At 32.0% G+C, this 25,912-nt stretch carries 21 protein-coding genes; 7 read left to right on the top strand and 14 right to left on the bottom strand.

Features of this window, described 5'->3' with window-relative positions; all coding sequences use genetic code 11:
* The first annotated feature begins 139 nt into the window (after positions 1-139).
* From Q4Q39_RS04675 to Q4Q39_RS04665, 3 genes are read left to right on the top strand one after another with little or no spacing between them, the layout of a single operon-like run.
* On the top strand, positions 140-3,229 hold the full coding sequence (locus Q4Q39_RS04675) for a putative glycosyltransferase family protein (protein WP_303281214.1): 3,090 nt from the start codon (positions 140-142) through the stop codon (positions 3,227-3,229).
* Complete coding sequence (locus Q4Q39_RS04670; RefSeq protein ID WP_303281213.1) at positions 3,229-4,458, top strand: hypothetical protein; 1,230 nt, start codon at positions 3,229-3,231, stop codon at positions 4,456-4,458. Before Q4Q39_RS04675 ends, Q4Q39_RS04670 begins: the two co-directional genes overlap by 1 nt.
* The gene (locus Q4Q39_RS04665; protein ID WP_425555738.1) at positions 4,455-5,972 is read left to right on the top strand and encodes a glycoside hydrolase family 2 TIM barrel-domain containing protein; all 1,518 of its coding nucleotides are present in this window, start codon (positions 4,455-4,457) and stop codon (positions 5,970-5,972) included. Before Q4Q39_RS04670 ends, Q4Q39_RS04665 begins: the two co-directional genes overlap by 4 nt.
* Before the next feature lie 253 nt (positions 5,973-6,225).
* Here Q4Q39_RS04665 and Q4Q39_RS04660 read toward each other — a convergent pair whose 3' ends face one another.
* The 8 genes from Q4Q39_RS04660 to Q4Q39_RS04625 form a co-directional block, all read right to left on the bottom strand.
* Entirely contained in the window at positions 6,226-7,173 is a 948-nt protein-coding gene (locus tag Q4Q39_RS04660) for a hypothetical protein (RefSeq protein WP_303281211.1), read from the bottom strand.
* A 357-nt stretch (positions 7,174-7,530) separates the two neighbouring features.
* The gene (locus tag Q4Q39_RS04655; RefSeq protein ID WP_303281210.1) at positions 7,531-7,719 is read right to left on the bottom strand and encodes a hypothetical protein; all 189 of its coding nucleotides are present in this window, start codon (positions 7,717-7,719) and stop codon (positions 7,531-7,533) included.
* Positions 7,720-7,727: 8 nt separating this feature from the next.
* On the bottom strand, positions 7,728-8,030 hold the full coding sequence (locus Q4Q39_RS04650) for a type II toxin-antitoxin system RelE/ParE family toxin (protein WP_303276762.1): 303 nt from the start codon (positions 8,028-8,030) through the stop codon (positions 7,728-7,730).
* Positions 8,030-8,248: a hypothetical protein gene (locus tag Q4Q39_RS04645; RefSeq protein WP_303281209.1), complete on the bottom strand. Its 219-nt coding sequence runs from the start codon at positions 8,246-8,248 to the stop codon at positions 8,030-8,032. The genes Q4Q39_RS04650 and Q4Q39_RS04645 overlap by 1 nt, the downstream gene beginning before the upstream one ends.
* A 482-nt stretch (positions 8,249-8,730) precedes the next feature.
* The gene (locus Q4Q39_RS04640; RefSeq protein ID WP_303281208.1) at positions 8,731-9,132 is read right to left on the bottom strand and encodes a hypothetical protein; all 402 of its coding nucleotides are present in this window, start codon (positions 9,130-9,132) and stop codon (positions 8,731-8,733) included.
* A 426-nt stretch (positions 9,133-9,558) separates the two neighbouring features.
* Positions 9,559-10,662, bottom strand: a complete 1,104-nt coding sequence (locus Q4Q39_RS04635) for an AbiH family protein (RefSeq protein ID WP_303281207.1) — start codon at positions 10,660-10,662, stop codon at positions 9,559-9,561.
* Positions 10,663-10,858: 196 nt separating this feature from the next.
* Positions 10,859-12,064 (bottom strand): glycosyltransferase, encoded by a 1,206-nt coding sequence (locus tag Q4Q39_RS04630; protein ID WP_303281206.1) that lies wholly within the window; start codon positions 12,062-12,064, stop codon positions 10,859-10,861.
* A gap of 43 nt (positions 12,065-12,107) precedes the next feature.
* On the bottom strand, positions 12,108-13,352 hold the full coding sequence (locus Q4Q39_RS04625; RefSeq protein ID WP_303281205.1) for an oligosaccharide flippase family protein: 1,245 nt from the start codon (positions 13,350-13,352) through the stop codon (positions 12,108-12,110).
* A 328-nt stretch (positions 13,353-13,680) separates the two neighbouring features.
* Between Q4Q39_RS04625 and Q4Q39_RS04620 the strand changes: the two genes are divergently transcribed.
* The 3 genes from Q4Q39_RS04620 (at position 13,681) to Q4Q39_RS04610 (ending at position 15,559) form a co-directional block, all read left to right on the top strand.
* Complete coding sequence (locus Q4Q39_RS04620; RefSeq protein WP_303281311.1) at positions 13,681-14,811, top strand: response regulator; 1,131 nt, start codon at positions 13,681-13,683, stop codon at positions 14,809-14,811.
* A 137-nt stretch (positions 14,812-14,948) separates the two neighbouring features.
* On the top strand, positions 14,949-15,227 hold the full coding sequence (locus Q4Q39_RS04615; protein ID WP_303281204.1) for an STAS domain-containing protein: 279 nt from the start codon (positions 14,949-14,951) through the stop codon (positions 15,225-15,227).
* 23 nt (positions 15,228-15,250) lie between these two features.
* The gene (locus tag Q4Q39_RS04610) at positions 15,251-15,559 is read left to right on the top strand and encodes an STAS domain-containing protein (protein ID WP_303281203.1); all 309 of its coding nucleotides are present in this window, start codon (positions 15,251-15,253) and stop codon (positions 15,557-15,559) included.
* A gap of 1 nt (position 15,560) precedes the next feature.
* On the opposite strand, the gene Q4Q39_RS04605 is transcribed toward Q4Q39_RS04610, so the two are convergent.
* From Q4Q39_RS04605 to Q4Q39_RS04590, 4 genes are all read right to left on the bottom strand, one after another.
* Positions 15,561-16,778, bottom strand: coding sequence for a glycosyltransferase (locus Q4Q39_RS04605; protein WP_303281202.1), 1,218 nt, complete (start codon positions 16,776-16,778; stop codon positions 15,561-15,563).
* Positions 16,779-17,537: 759 nt separating this feature from the next.
* The gene (locus tag Q4Q39_RS04600; RefSeq protein ID WP_303281201.1) at positions 17,538-18,779 is read right to left on the bottom strand and encodes an oligosaccharide flippase family protein; all 1,242 of its coding nucleotides are present in this window, start codon (positions 18,777-18,779) and stop codon (positions 17,538-17,540) included.
* Positions 18,760-19,068, bottom strand: coding sequence for an STAS domain-containing protein (locus Q4Q39_RS04595; protein ID WP_303281200.1), 309 nt, complete (start codon positions 19,066-19,068; stop codon positions 18,760-18,762). The genes Q4Q39_RS04600 and Q4Q39_RS04595 overlap by 20 nt, the downstream gene beginning before the upstream one ends.
* Positions 19,069-19,101: 33 nt before the next feature.
* Positions 19,102-19,380: an STAS domain-containing protein gene (locus Q4Q39_RS04590; RefSeq protein ID WP_303281199.1), complete on the bottom strand. Its 279-nt coding sequence runs from the start codon at positions 19,378-19,380 to the stop codon at positions 19,102-19,104.
* Between the two features lie 152 nt (positions 19,381-19,532).
* Between Q4Q39_RS04590 and Q4Q39_RS04585 the strand changes: the two genes are divergently transcribed.
* Positions 19,533-21,593, top strand: a complete 2,061-nt coding sequence (locus tag Q4Q39_RS04585; RefSeq protein ID WP_303281198.1) for a tetratricopeptide repeat protein — start codon at positions 19,533-19,535, stop codon at positions 21,591-21,593.
* A 56-nt stretch (positions 21,594-21,649) separates the two neighbouring features.
* On the opposite strand, the gene Q4Q39_RS04580 is transcribed toward Q4Q39_RS04585, so the two are convergent.
* Positions 21,650-22,171 carry a hypothetical protein gene (locus Q4Q39_RS04580; protein ID WP_303281197.1) on the bottom strand — a complete coding sequence of 174 codons (522 nt, stop codon included), beginning with the start codon at positions 22,169-22,171 and terminating at the stop codon, positions 21,650-21,652.
* 703 nt (positions 22,172-22,874) lie between these two features.
* Positions 22,875-25,454 (bottom strand): DUF6923 family protein, encoded by a 2,580-nt coding sequence (locus Q4Q39_RS04575; RefSeq protein ID WP_303281196.1) that lies wholly within the window; start codon positions 25,452-25,454, stop codon positions 22,875-22,877.
* Between the last annotated feature and the right edge of the window lie 458 nt (positions 25,455-25,912).

The following is a 25,912-nucleotide window of genomic DNA, read 5'->3' as shown; positions in this document are numbered from 1 at the left end:
CTAACGCTTGTTAAAATTGATATTTAGATAAACCACAAGAGTTGTTTAGACGAATGGTCATTTTCTGTAGATAATTAAAAATGGAACCTTTACTTTAATTATATATATTTACATTATAAGATTGTTACTACAAAAATTAATGAAAGAAACGTCTAATAAATACTTAATTGCGGCTTTACTTATAGGTATAGCATTTCATGGTACAGCCATCTTTTTTACTTTAGAGAGTACCTATGACGCATTAATTCATTTGTTTTTTGCAGAGCATTATTCTACTAGTTGGTTTGAACCCTGGAACTATAAATGGTATACTGGCTTTACGGTTATGAGTTATCCGCCGCTAGTGCATCAAGCCATCGCAGCTTTATCATTTATAGGAGGTTTAAAGTTTGGATTATTCACCGTTGCGCTTATCAGCATTGTATTATTTATAACGGGCGTCTATAGGTTCTCACTATTAATTACTTCGAATAGAACCGCAGCGGGTTATGCTGCAATTTTAGCCGTATTATCATCGTCTTTTGTAGAAACGCTGCATGTGTTTGGTCAATTACCCAGTATTATAGGAATCTCCATATTAATGCATGCTTTACCAGAAATTTACTTATGGTTAAAGACTGGTAAATACCGCTACTTGCTTACAAGTTTGTCTCTAATAGCTGTAACAGTCACCTCGCATCATGTCACTCCTATTTTCGGAATGATCTTTTTTATATTCCCATTAATAGGTATGGTAATTATGGATGCGTCAAGAGAGCAGGTAAATACCATGAAAGACGTCACATTTAAGGTGTTCCTAAGAAGCTTCTTTAAACTTTTTAAACGCATTGTTAATTTTGGATTCCTTTCACTCGTTATTATTGTGGGGTGCATCCTTCCCTACTGGATTAATTCCAAGAATAACCCGATTACACAAGTTCCAATTCCTCATGGTTCCAGAGATAACTTCCTTGAGGTCACCTCGTCCGGATTGGTCTTCTTTTTAATCCCTTGGGGCATTTTACTCATTCTATTACCCTATATATTTTATAGATATTATAGCAAACGTTATCTATTTTTCGGACTGTCCATAACGCTTTTAACTATTTTAGGTACAGGAGGTACAACTCCTATTCCTAAAATGGCATTGGGAGATACTGCTTTTAATATATTGACATTAGATCGGTTCACACTATGGGCCTCTATTATGTCTTTGCCCCTTTTTGGTGAATTTGCCTATCGTTTTATTGAAGGGGATCTAAAAACGCTTATTCAAGATACATTTGGGGCTATATATCATAGAATTATAGGGGGTATTCTTGCTAGTCTATTTTTATTTATGACCATCTTCACAATGAGTCTGGGCTATTTTAGACCATCGCAACCGCAGAAAATAAAGATGCTTCCTATTGTTAATTTCCTTAATCAGGATCAGCATGACCTTTGGCGGTATATGACTTTAGGTTTTGGAGACCAGATGGCATGGCTATCGGCACAAACTAAGGCCAAGTCTGTGGATGGTAATTATCATTCTGCAAGACGATTGCCCGAACTTACTACACGCCCTATTGAACGCTTAGAAAACTCAAAATTTAAAGGGGTTGAAGGTATTGGTTCTTTGCAGCAGTTTTTAACGACACCCGAAAAATATCATTTAAAATATATTTTCTCTAATGATAAATTTTACGATCCTATTTTATATTTCTGTGGCTGGCAGCGCTTACGGCAATTAGAAAATGGTATTATGGTTTGGGAAAAATTGAATGTTCCTCCCATGCCTTCCATATTACCAAAAGACGATGTTGCACTATGGCTAAAAATTCTTTGGGGTATTATGCATTTTTTAACGGTACTTATTGCTTTTATGCTGAACATTCAAATGTTATGGCTCCGTGCTTTAAAAACCAAAGAAAAGCTAATTCCAGCATATTTAAATTTTAAAAACAATTACACAGGCTTTTCTAAAGGCGTTTTAAAAATCACTCATATTTGGTCTGTTATTCTTGCCATATGCGTTAGTTATGGTATTTATCTGTTCTACATCAAGAATGATTCACATCGGTCTCCCGAAAATGTGATCATGGCCTATTACGATGCCTTAGATTTTAAAGCATTTGAAAAAGCACATAGTCTGATCAATCCCGAAAGCAATTTACCCATAGCGCAATACATGCTTGAAATATCGGTCACAGACGGTGTATTAAGTTCCTATGCAAAATTAGATGCGCTTAAAACGATTGTAACCAGTAAAACGGATAGTTTGGCTAGTGTCAAAGTGATCACTGATTGGATTACTCCTTTAGAGAGAATTAATAAAGTGGATTATAAATCGCTTGTAAAAAGGAATGGCAAATGGTTTATTCAACCCGAAGACATTAATCTGGACTTGCCTCCAGATCAGTTATATTCAGATAATTCGACACGTTATTTCAACCAAGGCAGACGACGCGTCACCACCGAGCAAACTCACCACGAGGATGTTTTAAAACAGCCTGTTTTAGAAATCCTTTCGGCTAAATTAGTAAAACAGAACAATCACTATACTATTATTGGAGAGGTACAGAATGTAGATAATGTTCCTGCAGATGTGGTCCTTAAAGGAACGCTTTATAATGATGCTAATAAAGAATTAGCGACCTATAACGCCAAACATCAGGTAAAACATAAATTAATGCCTAAAGAAGTGAGTTCGTTTAGAATTAATTTTGAAGGCATCGCATGGTCTAAAACACAAGATTCTATTCCAAAAACTTTTAATCCAGATGAATTTACACCAGTAGCGTTTGAAGAACAACCCACAAAATTCAATTTGCAAGTTGCTGGTAATGTCTCAGGATCCGATTTATATAAGGCAACGACACTAAGTGCATTAAACATCACTTCAGAAGCTATCAGTGGAAGTCTGTTTAATTCAGGATTAGAAGAAGTCACCATTCCACAGTTGATTATTTCGTTTTACGATGCTGATAAAACCATGATTTGGGTAGACCATTTATTTCTTAAAGAAGGCATCAGACAACAAAGACAGCAACCTTTTGAATACAAATTACTTCAAAATAATACCATAAAACTCATTAATAGCGATATGAAAAACTGTTTTGTAAACGGCTTACCAAATGAAGCTATTTCAAATAAAGTGGTACCTAATAGGATTGAAAATCAGACACAATCTGTTTTACAACCCATATCGCACCCTGATTATAGTTATGTGAAAATTGAAGTTAACACATATATAGGAAATCCGAATTAATGATGCATAAACACACATACATACTAGTCTCTGTTTTGATGTTTATAGCGTCTTTTTTACTTATAGCGCAATCTGAAATAAAGGATCCTTTCAAGCTTTTAACCCATGAAACTGAATTTGAAGCTGGTCAAAACATCCTATTAAAATTTTCTGGGTACAGCGAAACGAACCCTTTATTATATTGTTCCAATAGTTATGGTTCTGTTGTCATTCAGGGCACGAATAAGAACACCATCTTAACGTTTGAAATGCCTAAAAGTATAGCAAACAAAACGGGATTCGTCAATTGGAAACTATTGACTAAGGGTACTAACCTATCTGGTAAATTTTATATCACTCCTAAACAAGAGGTCATTACCATGGAAACCTATCTGGGACCACCAAGTATTGAAGCTGGAGGAACCGATTATGCGATGCTGGTCGTGATTCCAACAGACCCCCTCGATAATCCATTACAAGACAGCACACAGGTTAACATAAAACATCAGTTTTTGACTTCAGAATACAATAACGTTTTGTATACTAATTATTTAATAGCTTATAAAAACCTGTATTCTGAGACTAAATCTGGTCGCATGCTTATTAGTTCGGAAGCTTTAGGCACCCATTCTAAAGAGTATACTCTTAATGTATTGCCTGCTATCCCTACTAATTTTGAGATCTCGTATCAACAACATCATAATTATGCTGACGGCAATCAAATTACAACATTTACAACCTCCGTAATTCGGGATAAATATGATAACATCGTTAGCGATGGTACCTATGTCGATGTCTTTATTACAAACAAAGACAACAACATTCTTAAAACATCTGGTACAACCATTAATGGTATTGCAACCGCTAAAATGATTCACCCAGACCATGAAGACGCATGGACTGTGAAAGCATTTATTGAAGGTATGGCAGAAAGCGCTCCCCTAGCTCTTAATTTTAAACAAGTGATTACCGATTTTGAGGTGGTTTTCTCAGATAATTCCAGAACCATCACTGTTGGCCCTTTGCAAAGTTTTATGAAACAAATGATACCAGATGGCTTACAAGTAAAACTGCATTTTTACCAAAACGACACAAAAATTAAAACCCTTTCTAAAAGTTCTTTTGAAGGGTATGTAACCTTCAAATTAAACGAAGCTATTATCCCTGTACCAAACGCTATAAATGACACCTTTAAAATCATCATAGAGACCGCCCGTATTGAAAAATCATTTGAAAACATAAAGCTATAATGAACATTAACAGAAACATATTGCGTAGTATTCTAGTACTTTCTTATGTACTCGTTATTGGCTTTATTATCTATGGTTTTAGTGCCTTATATAGCTATCTGAATACTGGTGCAGATAGAAGTAGCATGCTACATACCGATGTGAAAAAAATCGATCAATACCTACCAAAAATCACTTGGGAAACCCTTAAAAATGAAGGCAGGCCCATGGACGAACAAACTTTAGGGTGTATTGAAACTAATTATTTAGATGCCTGGTATGTAAAACATTTAGGGTATCAAACTAATACTAAAAAAGGCATTGATGATTATTACACAGAAAATGCACGTAAAAACATCTATGCTATTATTGATGAAAACCTTGATGCTGGTATCACGATTGAAAGTACCACATTGCAACACGATCTTAATTTAGAGTTTTTTAGTGAGGATGGTCAATTAGTGGTTCTTACTGATAAAAATGTGGTTGAATACAAACGTATTTACAAAAATGAGACCTTGATTTTAGAAACCACCGATGTATCCACCTATAAGGTTATTTTGCTCTTAGAAGATGGTTTTTGGCGCATTCGGCATATGGTAAAAGAATCAAGTGCAGATTTTAAACCTGATAATAAGACGGTTTCAAATGAAAACTTAGATATTAAAGGTATTAATTATTATCCCCAAGCCTCGCCCTGGGATATGTTTGGTGAGCAGTTTGATGCGGACATCATTTCTAAAGACTTTAAACGCATTAAAGACGCAGGCCTAAATAGCATTCGTATTTTTGTGCCTTATGAAGCGTTTGGTAAAGCGAATGTCGATTCTGAAAAACTTAAAAAGTTAGTACAGGTTATGGATGTCGCTGAAGCGGAGCACATAAAAGTCATGGTCACACTTTTTGATTTTTATGGCGATTATGCAGTTTTAGACTGGACTTTAAACCAGCGTCACGCAGAAACCATCGTTTCGGCATTAAAAAACCATAACGCCTTGTTTGCCTGGGATATTAAAAATGAGCCCAATTTAGATTTTGAATCGCGTAACCAGGTCAATGTGATGGCGTGGTTGGACCATATGATTAACTTGGTAAAGTCCTTAGATTCGGAACACCCTGTAACCATTGGTTGGTCTAATGCAGAAAGTGCAACACTTTTAAAAGACAAGGTTGATGTTGTATCTTTTCACTATTATGAAGCGTTGGACGATTTAGAAGTGACATACAAGACCTTAAAAACGGACATACCAGACAAACCCATTGCTATTACCGAATTTGGTATGTCATCCTACAGTGGTTTATGGAATCCGTTTGGAAACTCGGAAACAGACCAAGCCGACTATCATAAAGACGCCCAAACCATCTTCTCTGAAAATAACATCCCTTTTATGTCCTGGACTTTATACGACTTTACAGAGATACCAAAAGAAGTTGTTGGTAGACTGCCTTGGCGTAAAAATGCTCAAAAGCGTTTTGGTTTTATAGATGAACATGGGGTTGAAAAAGAGGCTTATGAGTATATTAACCATCCTTGAAACTTTATTTCTCTAAGGAAGGCAAATTGCTGACAGTCGGAAGCAAAAAAAACCTAGAGCGTAAAAACGTCTAGGTCGATTTTTCTTATTTTATAGTGCTCACATATAGCGGAGTGTATAGACGGGCACTTTCAGAGAATAAATTTACAATAATAATACCAAATGTTATCATTTTGGTTAATATTTAACATTACAAGTCAAATTTAATTTTAGAATTAATAACATAGATATTTACTAATATTGTTTGTTATTTTTAGTAAATATTTACACTTCTATAACTATAAAACCCACTAGTATTGCTCAAGATAGATTCACTTTTAGTATCAACATTTATTTTATATATAGTTCCTGTATCTACTAATATTTCGTTGGTTTCACTTAAAAAAATAATTTCTGAATCAGAAAATGAATTCGGATTATCAAACGCTTTTAAGATCCCTATTTCTTCTCCATTATTGATATCGACTTCAACAACTCCATAAAAAGTAATTTCTCCTAAATTAGAGTCATAAATCCTCTTAACAGCAAATAAACGTCCATTTCTCCCAACTGCAATAGATTCGTAATGACTTATATTAACAATAGCTTTTGCACCTGAATTAGCATCAATTTTTATTAATTTGTCAATTGCATTTGATAAAAACGAAGTCCTTCTCGGAATTAATAATTCATTTGTATCATAAGAATAAAAAACACTTGATACACCCGTTTTGTCATTACTTGGAGCATCCTCTATAGCTTCAAATATTTCTATTGTGGAAATTGTTGAAGCATTTTCTGGGTTAATCTCAACGAGATCAATTGATTGAAGTGAAGTATTGACAACTATTCGTTTGAAACCAAATAATTTTCCATTTCCGGCAATTATTGTACTAAAGTCTTCAGAACTAATGATATTTTCTTCTTTGGTATCAATATTAACTTTTATTATTTGAGGCCCTATTCCGTTTTCATAAACATTTCTTCTAATCAATAATTGATTGGCACTATTAAAATACGTGAAATCAAAATTTACACTAGCCTGCATTGGTTCAAAGTCTAAAAATGTAGAAATTGAAAGCCCGCTTGTAGGGTCTACTTCAACAATTTTTAAATTACTACCTACTCCAGCAATCGCAAATAACTTTGTTGTTGCCCGACTTGGAGTGTTTTCATTTCCATCATTATCGCTACAACTAAATTGTAATAGAGTTAATGTCATTAAGATTACAATTTTAAAATGGGATTTTAATCTTTTTAACCCTGTTTGTTTCATAGCATTTATTTGAGTTTCTATAATTTATAGTTGTAGTCAACGTACGGACACACACTAATGAATATATCCATATTATATATACCCCAAATATACAATAATACTTACTTTTTAATAGCCCCAAAACTACTTTTGATAACAAAGGTTTGTAATTTTAGTTGTTTTAATAGAACGGTCTTTCGAAAGAAGCTTATAAGTATATTATAGTCCTTGATTAATCTTAGTCCCTTTATTGGCAGTAATTATTTATAAAAAAAGCCCACTTAAAAAAGTGAGCTACATATATTATAAAGATATATTTAATATTTATTCTTTCGCTAGTTTAAAAGCAATAGAAAGTTCTTTTCTAAAAACTTTTGCATCTCTTTCAGTTCGAATAGATTTAGATAAGTTATCATTAACCATTCTATTAGAACTTTTAGCAGAAGAATTAGTACTACTACCTTTAGCTAAAGCTTTAAGGTTAGTAATCTTATTTTGAACTGTTTGTCTCATATTTTAGGTTAAATGTCTTTTTTCAACCTATTAGGATTTTGTCTTGTGTCAAAAATTGTAATTATTTCAATTTCGTTTAATTCTGTTGATATTCGATAATAAAAAGTAGTTTGCTTTGTTACGACACACTTATAAAGACCTTTAAATTCAGAAGATTGAGGACAGCTTTCTGGTTGTTTTGAAATCTGTTTGATTTTTTCTGTCAGTTTTTCAATAAACTTATCACGTGCTTTTAAATTCCAATTTTCTAAAATATAGTCTGACAATTTTAGAAGTTTGTTTTCAGTTAGTTCTGATAAAAACACTTTCATTAAGAAATTTTCTTCAAAAATGAATCATAAGAGACTCTTTTTCCTTTATCAAGTTCATTAATTCCTTCTCTGATTTCATTTTGCTCAGAAACACTTAATTCTGTCCAAAAGTCAACTTTTTCTTTCTTAATGAATTCAGCAACTTTTTGAATAAAATCATTGTTGTCTATAGCTAAAATAGCCTTTACTAATTCTATTTTTGTTGATTGAATATCCATAATCTTTAAATTAATAAAACAAATATACAAAAAGAGTTTCATTCAATCGCCTGAGTGCGTATGAAGTATAACGTACCTGAGTATATATTTATACACTCTAACATACAATAATACTTATAAATCTAGATCGTTTTTAATAGAGCCAAAACTACTTCTTGGTAACACTCCCGCTAGTATTTCCTAGTGGTGGTAAGCCTTGTCCCGTCCAATAAAAAATGATTTAGAAAAGCTCTTGCTTCTCTGTAAAAGCTTTCTCTTTTTCCTTCTTACACTTAAAACTTACTCAGTACGCCACTAGTAAATACTAGCGGTAGCGCATACTATGGAGCAGCGGGGATATGCAATATATAAATTGTTATTGCTGGCTTTTATTTCTAATTTTTTCATTCCTAAAAGCCAAATCAACGATTTGACAGTGTTTATAAATAGTACGATTAGATTCTATTTAATGCTTTTTTTGTTATATATGATTTTACATGTCGTTATTCTTTTTTCTTTTCCAAAAGATTAAAATATTTTTCTCTTTTAAATTCATTATTATCTTCAATTACGATTTCTCCACTTTTTAAATAGAAATATATAGAATCACAACCTTTAACTTTTGAAACTGAATCATCTACCGAAATTCTCGAGTAGAGGTCATTTGATACATAAATTTTCCTATAGTCTTTCAAGAATATATATCTAGACGCCCTAAGGTAATCTCCATCTTCTTTCTTTTTTATTACATGACCGTAATATTCTTCATTTTTTATTTTCTCATATTCTTTCTTTACACGGTCAACGTCATTTTCTTGGTAATAAATAATTGGGGCTAGAATGGCAATTATTAGGATGAAAACCTTGAGTACGGCTTTCTTGATATCTTTTTCTTGTTTTTCCAATTTTTTTTCTGAGTTCATCATTAATCATCTACAACATAAAGGTATATATACTGGCGTATATATACACTCAAATATACAATAATGATTACAAGTATAGATCGTTTTTATAGAGTTAGAATTACTTTTGGACCAATGCTCTCAACCATGAGTAATTGCATGATTTAGTAAGCAACTTTGTAAGTACACCCCTGCTACCGTTAGTATTTACCAGTAACGGTAAGCCTTGTCTCGTCCGATAAAAAATAATTTAGAAAAGCTTTTGCTTCTCTGTAATAGCTTTCTCTTTTTCTTTCTTACACTTAAAACTTACTCAGTACGCCACTAGTAAATACTAGCGGTAGCGCATACTATGGAGCAGCGGGGGCTTTCGAGTTAAATTTTATGTTTTTTAGAGCCTTGTGCAACGATTACCGTTGTTGTAGATCGTTATTGGGTTTGTGGTATTGTGGCATTAGAATCAAATGGCAAGACTCTTTCTCTCATTAATGCCTTATCACTAAAATGTCTTGAAATCTGCATTCTTTTATTAAAATCATCAGACTCTCCTTTATAATGAAAATTTTGAATTGCTAGGCAGTTATTATGCTCAAAAATCGTCTTTAACAGTGTTCTGTCCGACAGTCCACAAGAATGGCCAACTATAAAAACATCAAATTCTTTTGATTCCAAAATATTCAGTAAATGATGATAATTTCTTGTTCGAGGATATTGGAATGATTTAATTTTTCTTATTAATTCGTTATTATCTTCATATTCCAATTTATAATATGATTCATTTGTATCATCTCCATAGCCAAATATTATTGGATTGTTAGAGTTGTTTATTTGACCGTGTATATTGATATGTTTTATATTTGGTTTAACAAAACTATTATTTGTTAATGATCTAACAGTATTGGTATAATTGAAGTTAAGAAAAATGACATTATTTGGATCTTCTATTCGGCTATGTCTAGTAACTAAACTAGATATTTCATTACTTAAACTTGTTTGCGATTTCTCAATTAAAGAGCTAAGTGGTGAGTTTGAATAAGAAATTTTAGCGTTTGAGTCTATATATGATATATAATCGTTTAGTTTAAAGGTTAATATATCCATAAAACTATTAAGCTGTTTTATCCTACTTACTTTGTGAGCTATTGAGTTACCATGACCTCTTAGATTATAAATACTCATTAGCTTATCAAAATAGTATTGTTCAATATCTACCCATCTTTCATTATTGTTTTTTATTATTTCTTCGAAATAAGTATGCTTATATGTAATCTTACTAACACCTTCTATGAATTTTAAAGCGGCAATTGCACTTTCTTTGTTTTCAAGAGCTTTAAGACGATCCATTAAAGGCTCTCTGTAATTTACCTTTACTTCTCTTATAGATAATAATTCTGAATCATATTCATTTTCAGAAAAAAAATATCCGACAGCATTTTTTATATAATAATCAATAAAGTCTTTATAGCTAGTTTTAAGTCCAGCAGCTTTGTCAAAACCATTTCCTATTATGACGACTCTATTGTATTGATTCATATATGAAATGTTCTTTGATAATTATCTACAATGTACGGATATATACTCTGGTGTATATACTCATATCATATATACCAAATATACAATAATACTTACAAATCTAGATCATTTTTAATAAAGCCAAAACTACTTTTAGCAACAAGGAATTGTAATTTTAGTTGTTTTAACCACCTTTTAAAAATTAGTAAAATCCGTATCAACTTTTATACAGTATGACTTTTTTAGTATCTCCGTTGTTTATCTCTTTAAACGTATCTAAATAAATTTCTGTGATTTTAGACATGGGGTATGCGGTTGCTGCTTTATAATTGGCATGTCCAAGTTCTTTTCTATAATCATCGTCTGTCACGATCTTTTCGATAGCTTTTGCTAAACTATCCACAGAAGTAGGTTCAAAAAATTCGCCTCGATAGCCTTCATCTTTAACAAGTAAGGCTAAATCCCCTAAATCAGGCATAATAACGGCTTTACCGTAACTACCTGCTTGATGTAATACTCCAGAACTTCCTGTTGTGGATGTATACGGAAATACAACAACGGCACTTTCATTAAATAGTACGGGCACGTCACTTTCTTCTACATAGCCAGTAAAACGCACTTGTTTTATATGTTTATAATCGGTTTTCACTTTTTCTAAATAGCCAGGTACATTGGGGTTATCGGTTCCTGCAATTACAACCTCTAGATTTAATCCTGTAAATTGTCTTACCTTTTCGACTGCTTCAATCATTTCCTCTACCTTTTTATAAGTACCAAACTTTCCGAAGGTCATAATTTGCATAGGGTCTGTTGCTATTTTAGAATCTGGTTTTTCGGGAATTTCAAACGTACCGTGTGGTATGAGTTTCACATTTTTAGTTTTATATTTTGCTTCTAAAATACCGACATATTTTTCCATGGTAACAGCAACAACATCAGCCTGAAGAATTAATCTGGTTAAAGTCGATCCTATAAACCCGTAAATCTTTTGCATGATTTTATTCGATGTAAAACCAGCACTTTCTAAATCGACTTCTTCCATTATATTGTGTAATAAAGCTATTGTCGGGATCTTTTTTAGTTTACAAACCCAAGGTAACATCAAGCCCAAGGCTGCAGCAATCTTTTTGTCGCCAAACTTCATAAACTGTAAATTGAATAATACAGCGTCAGGTTGTGTTTTATTAATGGCTTTGGTCACATTTATTATATTAGTATAACTATTAAATGACCAACATTCTTTAACAGTGACTTTACAACCTGCTTCTACAAATTGTAACTCTTTGTCTTCTTCGGTTTTATCTGTTAATAATACAACTTCTGTTAATGCGTCCCTTTGTCTAAAGTGCTTTACTAAATGATATGCATATTCATTTAATGTGACTTTACTAGGCGGATATGCAGTTACGATGGCTAATTTCATAATATTGGGGTTAAATAATTATTGTACTCATTAAATAATGGGTTTATCTGTTTTTATAATCAAATTTGTAAAATATAAGCTGGATGCATAGCAATAAAACCATCGCTATTATTTGCATATAAACGACTTGTTTTAAGCTATCATGAAAAAATATGACTAATGCCATTTGCAACATCCCAAATACTCCAGATATGATGACTGGTACATATCTATCTAAAGACAAATAGTAGTAGGCAAATATGTTTGATATGGCAAACATGGAGGTTGCTAATGCATATTTCCAAAGCAAACCAGCCATTGATATATAGCTTTCTCCAAAAAGAATGATAATAATTGTTTCAGGAAATAAAGAACAACCTAGTATTATTGTCAAGGAAATAATAATTATATATAACACATAATTAAATAGCACTTTTGATGTGTCTTTATTTTCCTTTTTTAGTTGTACGACCTTTGGTAATAATAACATCACAAACATCCAGGCAACAAAATATACAATACGGCCGATGAGTGCTAACGAGGCATATAAACCTGCTTCATAAGGTTCAAAATAATGCTTCACTAATAAGATATCACTGTTATTAATGATAATTTGGGTGAGTTCATAAAATGCGGTTAATAAAAAAAAACTTCGTATTGATTTAAGCTCTGTTTTACCAATGACTGTTTTTGTTTTAAATGATATGTCTTTATATCTGAAGGGTATTAAACCAAATAGAAAGGATATGGAGATCCCTAAGGCAATTAGTGTGGAACTTGCTATATCGGATAGTATAAAAATTAAAGCCAGTGTTATTATAAGCCTACTAAGCATTTCTGCCTGATACGTAATAGAAAGTGATTTTAATTCTTTTTTTCCTTGAAAGATGCCCCTGTTAACACTCATCAAAAAATAAAAAGGCACACCAATACCAAAGATGACAAACATGTGTGATGTTGAAGTATTAAATACGATTTGTAACTGAGGTGCACATATTATAATCGTTATTCCTAAGAGTATCCCTATTAAAACAGCATTTTTATAAACCCTTATAATAAAGGTTGTAAATAAGTTAGACTCAAAAAGCACGGAAAATTTTGCTGTTGCTAATTGAAACGTCATCGCTACAAAGGATAATACGAGTAAAAATGTGACCAATACAGCGGCATCTGCAAATTGTGTTGGTCCTAAAAGTCGTCCAAGAATTAAATTATATAAATAATTCCCGCCATTAACTAGTAATACACTTAGCATAAATAACTGCTCTGGGCTAACTTTTTTTGGTATAATAAACGATTTTATTTGCATTGGTTAATAATTTAATAACATTTCGCCTACATAATTTTTGTATCAAACGGACTTGTCTATTTTGTAAAAAAAACGCATTTTTTTATACTATTTAATCTAATGACACTAAGGGTTAAGCTATAATTTTGAAAAATGCATTATTAGCCATATTACCTCATAAAATATTGCATTATATCGGATAAATATAACACTTTATCTTGTTTTTTTATTAAAAATATTACATTTCTTTCAAAAAAAAGAATATATTTACTACAAAACAATTCAAAAAAACTTACCTTTTAAGGTGTTTTTTCAAAAAAAAATCAGACATCAAAACACGCTAGTTATGATAAAAATTTTAGCAATAGATGACCAACAGTTAATACTGTTATCATTAGAAAAACATTTAACCGATTTAGGTTATGATATAAAATGTGCTAACAATGGAAAAGAAGGCCTAGATCTTTTTGACACATTTAAACCGGACATCGTTATTGTAGATATAAACATGAGTGGTATGTCTGGATTAGAAGTCGTAAAATCCATTAGATTAGAAAAAAAGTCTAAAACCAAAATCTTAGTGCTTTCTGGAAATACAGATGAAGATACCATTATTGATGGATTCGATTTGGGCATCGATGATTACATGAAAAAACCGGTATCTCTTAGCGAAGTAACTGTTAGAATCTCCAGAATATTTGGAATAAAAACAGCTAAATCAGAGAACAAAAAAGCACAAATGCTTCAAAAACGCTGTGTTGGCGTTGTTATTCCTTGTTATAATGAAGAGGAAAGGCTTTTAAGTAAAGAGTTTTTTGATTTTGTTGATAGTAACTTAGGCTATCATTTGTGTTTTGTAAATGATGGTAGTACAGATAATACCTTAGAAGTGTTAAACAACTTATGCAAGAATAGAGAAGCTAATATTAGTGTATTTAATTGTGAAAAGAATGGTGGGAAAGGTGAAGCTGTTAGACAGGGTGTGTTGCATTTAGCAAAAGACCCCCAATTAGATTATATAGGCTATTTAGATGCTGATTTATCTACAGATTTTAGGGATTTTGATGATTTGGTTAAAACCATAGAGACTTCCGATTTTAAAATTATTAGTGGTTCCAGAATGAGTAGAATGGGCGCCAATATTACGAAAGAATCTGCTCGTAAAATCATTAGTAAAACAATAAACCTGATTATAAGAACCATTTTAGGTATGCCGTTTAATGATACTCAATGTGGTGCAAAAATTATGGATAAAGACATTACAAAACATATGTTTAAAGACAAATTTATTACTCGTTGGCTCTTTGATGTTGAGATTTTTATAAGAATGCGAAAACATTACGGAAAGAAAAAAGCCATTTCTTATATCTGCGAACAACCACTTAAAAGATGGATCCATGCCGACGGTTCTAAATTGTCTATGAAAGACTCTATTAAGATTGTTGGACAACTAGGACAAATAGCTGTACACTATAGATAATGGTCTAAATCATTATACATATATTAAAAACTAAAGAAACTTCTCTAACAAAAATATTCAAGAAAATATTTTTGTTTCATTAATAAAATGGAGCAAAAAGATTGCTTTTAATTACTAACACATAAAAAATCAAAATTATGGCATTTAGAATTACCAATCAAAACGGAACATTTTTAGTTGAAGGAACTATTAACGCTTCTACAGCATTAAATTTTCAAGAGCATTTAGAATCCATATTAAATTTACAAGAAACATTGACTATTGATATTGAGAATGTCACAGAAATAGATGCCAGTGGCATGCATGCTCTAAGAGTACTTTACGATAACGCAGTAACTTATAACAGGCCCTTTTATATTATTGGTACGGGTTGTAAAGAAATCTATGATGATTTAAAGATTACTAAGACTGCATAATTTTATCCCCAAATCATATCATTATGAATCTTGAAATAGTAAACAACAAAGGTGTGTTTGAAATCCATGGTGATTTCATTAACGAGCATACCAATCAGGTCGCCACGTTTTTTAACAATCTATTAGATACATATTATGAGATTGTAATATGCCTTAAACATGTAAAGCAGATTGATGAAACAGCTATCAACGTTATGAAGTTTATCTCCAACAAAGCCAAGCGAAGAAGTAAAATACTTTTTGTGCTTGGCAATGAAAACAAAAGAATCTATAGTCAATTAAATAAAGCCAATCTAATTTATGTTTTCGGAAATGATTACGATTTTAAATAGTTTAAACCAGTGTCATTTGTTCTTCTTGTGATGTTTCTTTTTTCTTTTTCAAAATTATAGATTGAAAGGTGTTTAAGTACATATTCGTTATTCTGGACATAGGATATGCCGTAGCAGCCTTATAATTAGCGCGTTCTAATTCTACTCTATAAGCATTATTTTCAAGGATTTTTTGTATCGACAATGCTAAACTGCTCACACTTGTTGGCTCGAAAAACTCACCTCTATACCCTTCATCTTTAACCAAAAGAGCTAAATCTCCTATGTCTGGCATCACGACCGCTTTACCATAACTTCCTGCTTGATGTAAAACACCAGAGCTTCCTGTTGTAGATGTATAAGGAAATACTACAAGCGCACTCTCTTTGAACAATTTTGGTACATCCTGCTCTTCAACGTACCCCGTAAAAGTTAATCCTTCTACATGGCTATAAGCCTTTTTTACAGACTCTAAATACCCTGGTGTATTTGGGTTATCGGTTCCTGCTATGACAATTTCTAAATTTAAATTTGAATATCTTCTAATTGCTTCTACTGCTTCAATTAAGTTTTCTACCTTTTTATACGTTCCAAATTTCCCGAAAGTCATCACTTTAAAAGGTTGTAGTGGCACATTAAAACTCGGCTCTTCGAGGATTTCAAATGTTCCATGAGGGATTAATTTTACATTTTTGACCTTATATTTTTCTTCTAAAACATCTACATACTTTTGCATTGTAACGGCTACCACATCTGCCTTGAGAATTAATCTGGTTAAAGTCGCCCCTATAAATCCGTATATTTTTTTCATGATTTTATTCGAAGTAAAACCAGCACTTTCTAAGTCTACTTCTTCCATTATATTATGCAATAAAGCTATTGTCGGGATCTTTTTTAGTTTACAAACCCAAGGTAACATTAACCCTAAAGCTGCAGCAATCTTTTTATCTCCAAACTTCATAAACTGTAAATTGAATAATACGGCATCAGGTTTTGTTTGGTTTATAGCTTGAGTTACTTTTATAATATTTGTATAACTATTAAATGACCAACATGCTTTAACGGTCACTTTACAACCAGCTTCTACAAATTGTAAATCTTTTTCTCCTTCTGTTTTATCGGTTAATAGAACAATTTCAGTAAGGTTTTCTCTTTGTCTAAAATGTTTTACTAAATGATATGCATATTCGTTTAAAGTGACTTTACTTGGTGGATATGCTGTTACGATTGCTAGTTTCATAAGTCTATGTTTTAAAGTTTCTTAATAGTTTTTTTCTTTAGTTATAGTATAAATTTGAGGATTTTATATTTTGAAAAGGGTTGGTTGTAGATAGGTTGACATTTACTGTAGATGAATGGTAATTTGGTTTAGATTAGGCTCTCATTCCTGCGAAGGCAGGAATCTTATGAATTGAAACTATTACTTTCTAAGTGGATTCCTGCCTTCGCAGGAATGACAAGTAGTTACTAAACGCCTTTTAATTTAATCTGAAGAAATACTTTGTCATTCAGAAGAAAGAACGACTGAAGAATCTAAAAATAACACAAACCATTAATTTCTAATTGATACACATTGAGATTCCCTGCCTGCTGCAGGCAGGTTCGCTTTGCTCTGAATGACAGGCAAAATTAATCTCTATTACGATCTAATTTGAAGAATAGAAGCTACTATATAAATAGAATAGATTCTCTATTTATAGTTTTCAACTAAAGCATTCACAATTTACTTATAATTATATTTTTCATTTAACAATAGTTAAATTTAGTTATTAATATAGAGATAGGTTACAGAAGCATAGTAAAGCCATTGCTGTGTGATGTCTCACTGCGTTCGACATGACTTAAAGAGATCATTCAACGTTCTGTGTCATTTCGACTGAGCGAAGCATGAGCGACGAGAAATCGCATTATTGAAAGAAAAAATAAAAGGTGATTTTGTTTTAAATTTGACAGATTCTCACGTCACACTTATGGTGCTCCTCAGAATGACAAATACAGATTAAACGCTTCTCTGATCTAATTTGAAGCATAGAAGTTGAATAATCAGTAATAAAGCCATGGCAATAATCTGCATATAAACAACTTGCTGTAAACTATCGTGATAAAAGATCACTAATATCATTTGAAGTATTCCAAATACGCCCGATATAATCACTGGTATATAGGTATCTAAAGACAAATAGTAATACGCAAATATGTTAGAAATGGCAAACATACTGGTAGCCATAGCGTATTTCCATAAAAGAGGTGCCATAGCAATGTAATTATTACCAAATAATAGTTTTATGATGGTTTCGGGAAACATTAAACATGCTAAAACAATCAGTATTGAAATGACAGCTATATACCCAACATATTTAAACAATATAGAGGCCGTTTCCTTCCCCTCTTTTTTTAATTGAACCACCGTTGGCAATAGCAACATAACAAACATCCAGGCTATAAAGTAAACGATACGTCCTATTAAAGCTAAAGACGCATATAAGCCTGCTTCATAAGATTCAAAGTAATGTTTTACTAAAAGAATATCACTGTTGTTTATTATGATTTGTGTCAATTCATAAAACGCTGTTAATATAAAAAACTGTTTTACTTGTTTCGCTTGTAAAACAGATAGGGAAGATTTCAATTTAAGATCAATTGCCTTGAATTTAAAAGGTATTAAACCAAATCCAAATGAGATTAAAATACCCATCGCTATGACTACAGAAGATTGTATGTTGAACAAAAAGATCAACCCTAAGGTAACCAGCAAACGGCTAAGCATTTCAAATTGATACGTCATAGATAATGCCTTAAATGCTTTTTTTCCTTGAAAAACACCTCTATTCACACTCATTAAAAAATATAAGGGTACTCCACAGCCAAATATTACGAACATACTGGATGACGAAGTATTAAACAGTTCTTGTAATTGTATTGCAAAACCAATAATTAATGCCCCCATTACGATGCCAACGATTAATGCGTTTTTATAAATTTTTGAAACAAAGCTTTTAAATAATTGGTTTTCAAAAAGTACTGAGAATTTTGCTGTGACCAACTGAAACGTCATGGCGACAAAAGACAGTACCAATAAAAATGTTATTAATACCGCAGCATCTGAAAATTGTGCTGGTCCTAACAAACGACCAAGAATGAGATTATATAAATAATTCCCGCCGTTTACAGCTAGAACACTTATCATAAATAACTGTTCTGGAGTCACTCTTTTCTTTAAATTATTTGCTAGAGTAATCATTTCTAAATATGTTCATTAAGTTAACTTCTTCAAATTGCTTCTTTATACGTATATTATCTTTCCCTAAAACAAATAGTACTTTACTTCGTCTTTTAGCTTTAGTAGTTATAAACTGCATAACATTTATGGCTTTACTATCTATACATTTTACTTGTTTAAGACATATTACAATCTCATAATATCTATCCAATAGATTATTAAAGAAGTCAGCTACTTGGTTGGTATTTGCATTTGTAAAGTGTCCGTGTATTTCAAAAACACCTTTGTTATTTATAATTTTGAAGTTCATAATATTTAGATTTGAGTTTATACTAAGAATTAATTATGCTGCATTGGTAAACATGAAATCATCATAGATTTCTTTACAACCCGTACCAATAATATAAAAGGGTCTGTTGTAAATTAATGCATTTGAGTATAGAGCTCTTAAAGCATTCATACCGCTAGCATCAATTTCTGTGACGTTTTCAATATCAATCGTTAGTGTCTCATATACATTTAAAATAGATTCTAAATGATTTTGAAAATTCAGTGCCGTAGAAGTGTTGATAGTTCCTTCTATTAAAAATGTTCCATCTTGATTGGTAATTTTAAGTGCCATAATTTCTATTTTTTAGTTATTATTCTTTTTAATTTCTGAAACAAAGATGCTATCAAATATGTAAAGTTTAGGTGCAATATCGGTGAGTGGCAGGTTGCTGTAGATGAATGATTAAAATCTATTGCTTACCTTGCATGTATTAAAAATCGCTCATGACATTTAAATCATATTTAGTTTTAATAGCCCTGTTTATTAGTTCACTTGGGGTGTCTCAAAACATGCAAGAAGGATTCACCTACTTAGAAACTGGCAAATATGAAGCTGCTGAAACATACTTTAAAACTGTTTTAAAGGAGTATCCACAAAATAAAACAGCAAAACTATGCTATGGGCGTGCCGTCGGATTAAATGGAAACTCTAAAGAAGCTGTTTCTATATTTACAGATTTGTTAAAAGACTATCCCAATGATTTTGAAATCAAACTGAATTACGCTGAATCTCTACTATGGGATAAAAACTATGATACAGCTAAAAACTATTATGAAAATCTTATTAAAGAAAACGATCAAAGTTTTCCAGCGCTTTTAGGGTATGCCAACACCTTATCTAATCTAAAGATCTATGATGAGGCTTTAAGATATGTTAATAAAGCTTTAGAAACTTCTCCAGGAAACCAAAATGCATTAACCTCCAAAAAGTACATCAATTTAGGTTATGCTTATAAAAATCAACAGCAACAGAACTATGAGGAAGCTGAACGCCTTTTAAAAGAGAATTTATCTCTTTTTAAAAATGATAAAGAAACCTTAATCAATTTAGCCAATCTATATTTAATAACTGAAACCTTCGATAAAGTCGAAACAATCTATAATACTATAGGTAGCAATGAAACTGATAAAACGATAGCCTTAAACGGACTTGCCTTAGTAAAACACTTAAAAGGCAAAGAAAAAGCCGCTTTTAAAATTAGTGAAGAGGCTTATAGCACCTTAGCAAATTTAAACGATGCTACACTCAAACAGCAAACGCAAGAGCTCTATATTCAAGCCTTAATTTGGAATAAAAAGTATAAAGAAGCTCAATCTTTAATAGATGAATTGATAAAAATAAAGCCTAATGATAATTGGGTTTTAGCCTTACGAGCGACATTGAATATCTATAAAAGTGATTTTAAAAAGAGTGTGATGGATTACAACAGTATTTTAAAAAACGATACCTCCTCTTTTGATGGCAACTTAGGAAAGGCCAATGCACTAAAAGCCTCTGGTTTTTATAATGAAGCCTACGAGTCGGCAAACAACACTTTACAGTTTTATGATAAACAAAAAGATGCTACTAATTTTATTAAAGATTTAGATATGCGTTTTACCCCTTTTTTAGAAACGAAAGGGTCTTATACTTTTGATAATGGGGATAACGAAACTTATGCATTCCAAACGAATCTTGAATTCCCAACATCTACAAAATTTAAGTGGCTTGCTAATTACGGATATAGAACGACTAGTAATTCTGTAACCGATAATAAAGCGACATCAAATAATTTTTCATTAGGATTAGCCTATCAGTTATTACCAAACATCACTTTTAAAGGCACTGCTGGTATCACCTCAGCAAAAGCGGATACAGATGATTACACGCAATTACTAACCGATGTGTCTTTTAATATAAAACCCTTTAAATTACAAGTTTTAGATATTGGTTATAAACGAGAGCTTCAAAATTTTAATGCAGATCTATTAGATCGTGAAATTGTTATGAACCACTTTTATGCGAATTATAACTTAAGTACCAACTTTAATTTAGGCTGGTTTACGCAATATTATTATACGTCGCAAAACGATGATAACAGCAGAAATTTATTGTTTACCTCCTTGTATTATAACATCCTTAGTAAACCATCATTAAAAGCAGGCCTAAACTATCAGTACATTACTTTTAAGAACCAAGTTCCAGCTATTTATTTTAGTCCAGAAAAATTTAATGCTACAGAGATTTTTATAAACTTGATTAAAGATGAAGTGACCACCAAACCTAAAGAATGGTTTTATGAGTTAACGGCTGCTACGGGTTATCAATTTATTGAAAACAATGAAAAACAAAGTACATATCGTATTCAAGGCAAGTTAGGTTATAAATTTTGTGACCGCGCTTTATTAAATATTTATGGGACTAGAAGTAATATAGCTTCTGCTACTGCTGCTGGATTTACGTTTACTGAAATTGGGCTGCGTTTTAAGTGGTATTTGTTTGAGAAGCCTGTTTTTAAGAAGTAACCACATGAGTTAGTTACAAGCTAACGCCTACTCTTATTCTTATTTATCTTTCTGGCTTATAACACCTCAACACTTTTTATAATGATTCCTATAAAACAATCGTCCTGACAACCATTTTCTACATAGCCACACATCGAGATTAATCCATTGTTTTTAGTTTCGAAGTATGTTTGTGCTTCCTTTCTTTTTAATAACCATTCCTGTTTCGCTTTTTCGTATACTTCATCCAATGTCAAAGGTTCCGCTACATCTTTATGACTACCTATTTCATTTTCATCTTCAGTCCATTCCAAATCTTCATCTGGAATATCATCGGATAAACCTTCTGTATTAGTATATTTAAAATGCCTTTGAATAACTTTTCCGTTAGAGACAGTTATAGTCGTTTCCCAAGCAAAGCCAACCCACGATGAATTAGAAACTACATATTTATATGAGTTTTCAGAAGATTCTTTAAAATCCATCCAAACATTACGGCTATTCTCAAAGTCATCTTGATATGTTAAATCATCAGACTCACAAGACGCTATTAAAATACTAAGTAATAGTAACGCTATGACATAAATTTTACTCTTCATACTTTCAAATTTATTTAAAAGATGCACCTTTTGTTATTTGGTTGCGTGGAAGTAAATAGAATATATTTAATTTAACATAACTAGCAGAAAGCTAAATAAACTACTATAGATTGAAAATCCATAGTTTTAAAAAAAGAATGGAATTCTTTTTTTAAAGTTGGTTTGTCATTCCGAATGCTATCGAAAACAAAATATATTTTGTTTGAAGATATAAGCGAAGCTTACAAAGAGGAATCTCATTATTTTGGAATTTGTGATGAGATTTCTCTCTGTGTTCGAAATGACAATCGGCACGCAAAAAAGTTTATAGAGACTAAAGTAACTGCAATGAAATTGCAGGGTTTTAACCTTTAACTAGATAATAAAAATTCATTCGAATTCTATTACCCCTTTAGACAGTATGAACTATACACATCTATTTATTAGAAATAATAACCAATTTAGTTTGTTTCTGCTGTTGTTAGGGCATAATGGCATACTAGCCAGAGATCCTACTACAGGTTTTAATTGATGGATATGCGTGAATTTAGGTGGTGATTGAAATCCAATATCAAGTTTGAATTTCCATTTATAAACTACATGCTTATTATCTATACTACTAATATAATTAAGGCTTTACTTTTGGTTTATTCACTTTTTAAGTAAAAAAGAGGCAAAAAAACAATGTCTTTTACCTCTTAATAGAAATTAGATTAGCTATTAATTATTCTATGAGTAATTTTATTGTTTTATAAGTTGTTGCATTGCTTTTTATATTACAGAAATACAACCCTGAACCTAAACCTGTTCTATTTAATTTTATTTCATTTTTACCACTTACAGTCTCATGAGTCATCTTTTTAACCAAACTTCCTAATTGATTGTAGACTAACAACTCAACTTTTTCTGAAGCTTGACTTGTAAAATGGATCGTTGTATTAGATACCATTGGGTTAGGAGATGCAAACGTCTTATTAAATTTTTCATTAGTAAATGATTCTACCGAAAGTGTGCTACTAGTCGAAAAACGTAATTGTTGCAACGTCATTTCTTTAGTTTCTACAACACCGGTTTCTGCTAGCATAGTAAACACTATAGACGTTACATCGTTCGCTTCAAAATTATCACCAGTAATAGATGTAAATTCAGAAAACGTTAAACTATAATCCTGTAATTCGTTAGTTAATGCAACACTGGTTTTGTATTGTTCTTCCCAGTTGCTTACACCTTCCTTAACCAATCTTACAATCAAAGTACCAGTTCCTTTAGCTCTAAACTGTAAGCTATTATAATCTGATAAATTTATTGGATTAAATTTAGGTGTTAAAGCTCTGTAAGCTGCAATATATTCGCTCGTATTGGCTACTAATTCTATATTACGCTCAATAGGATATTCATCATCATTAAATTCCTCTTCATTAGGTGTTACATTATATGTGTTAACGACTGTACTTGGTGCTGCATTATCGTATCCCCAAGGACCATCAGACATAAACAAATCATCTGGAGTTTCTATCCCATCGCCTATTCTAAAACCTATATCAAACAAGTTACCTGCATCTACTTCTATATTGGTAATATAATTACCATCTAAATCTAAGGTTGATGACACGTACTCTACTGTATCCGATTCAGTAACTCTTAATCCGCCATCAAATTTTACGGCTTCACTCCTATTGGTATTTACAATTTGTAATTCTAGTTTTCCATGATGATACTTACCTTTTCTAACAAATACGGTTGGTGGTGTTGAGTTATCATAACTTGTTACTGGTTTTTGAACATCTAACAATCGTACTACTTCTTCTCCAAGACGTAATAAATCATCTAAAGAATTTGACCATATTTGGAAATTATAGAACGGCACATTGTTTTCATATTTATCTAAATTCCAATGGCTTTCAATTCCAAATTCGCTACCATTATTAATAGGTTTTGCTGATAAACTCAATACAAATTCCAAAGAACCATCAATATTTCTAATCAATGCTTTTATAAATTTCTGTTCTTTGATTTCTATCGTTGATACAGATATTAATTCGGCGCCTAATAATCTATCACAAATGTATTTCGTGTGTTCGTAAACGCCTTTATCCGTTTTTAAAACCATTATCGTTGCAACAGCTTCGTTTGCTTTCATATAGTCCACTGAATATATATCTGTTGCATTCGTAATACCTAATAAATCTGTAGGGGATGATTCTATAACATGATCTTCATTTAAAATCTCTAACGGAACGAAGTCTGATAATTGTAATCCTGTTTTACCAGTCTTTTTACCATATTTAGCAGATTTTGTAAATCGTTTCGCTGATGTTTTATCAAATTTGTAATTGTTCTTAGCACGATTAAAGTTTCGTTTATTAATCTGTTCAGACAACCTGTTGTTGCTTTCCAGTCCTCCTGAATTACCACTAGATGTTGGTGCTTCTATTACAGGACACGCTGCATAACCAGAACATGAAGGATCTTCACAATCTATTAGACCATCTCCATCATCATCAATACCATTGGTACAATCTTCTTGTGGTACTGGAGCTGTTGGACAACGCGCACCATCATTTTGAGAACTAGAAGGACCAAAAGCAAATAGATTAGAATCCATAGCATTCGTACCATCTAAATCTTGTACGTTCTGTATCACATAAATAGTTCCTGTTTGATTTGCCGATACATAAAAACGTCCAGATGCATCAAAATAAACGGCGCCATAGGTGTAATTTAAACCAGATAAGATTGGGACTTCGCCTAAACTTTCCATGGTGCCGTTTTCTGCTTCTATACGGTATAATATATTCGTTTTCTTTTCTACAGTATATAGCTTACCGTCCACAGCATTAAATGCCCAGTCGTGAATACTTATACTTTTTGATAAATTCTTAGTTGCTATATAATTTCCGTAGTTATCAGATTCAGGATTTAGATCTATAGCATAATATGGTGTTCCACCACCTTTTAGATAATAAATACCTTCTGCACTAACATCTCCAACATACCTACTAGAAGTCGGTAATTCATCTACATAAAATGTAAGCGTTGAAAAGTCTTTACCTATTCTAACTATAGATTTTGAAGGAAAGCTTAATGACCCCCAGATAAAGCCATCTGCAGGATTATATGCGGCTGCATTAATAGAGCCTTCTGTAACATCGGTAGCGACTGTATATGAGCTACCAGAAGCTAAATCTATAGCATACACATCATTGTATTGGAATAAGTATGCATTGTAATCACAATTAAACGGTATATCTTGTGTATATACATTCGTGTAAATAAGTACAAGTAGTAGTAATATTTTTTTCATGGTCTTTGTGTTTTATACTACAAAGTTACATGACCATTAGGGGGTATATTTTTATTTTCGGTGAATGAAAATCAAGTGTAGACGAATGGAAAGCTATTGCGGTTAAATGATTTTGAATAAAGTCGTCTACGTCAATAATACGAGGTCATGAAAAGTGAATAGTAATTGAGACATCTCATAATTATAAGCTCTATATTGCTAAGATTATGTGATTTCTCTTAAAGTTTACCTTGAGTGAAGTCGAAATGTAGAAATGACTCAGAATGTGAAATTATTCCCTAGAGTCATGTCGAATGAGGCACGATTGAGACATCGCATAATAATTGAGCAAACACCTTTCTTGATGTGATTTCTCGTCGCTCATGCTTCACTCTGTCGAAATTGACTACGAAGTTAAATTTATATTTGGTTATCATGTTATGACTCGGAGTACAAAATCATGTCTTGGAGTCATGTCG

This window comes from Flavivirga amylovorans (genome assembly GCF_030540875.1).
Classification (GTDB): Bacteria; Bacteroidota; Bacteroidia; order Flavobacteriales; family Flavobacteriaceae; genus Flavivirga; species Flavivirga amylovorans.
Note: the sequence above shows the minus strand (reverse complement) of the source record. Positions and strands in the feature narration are given on the sequence as shown.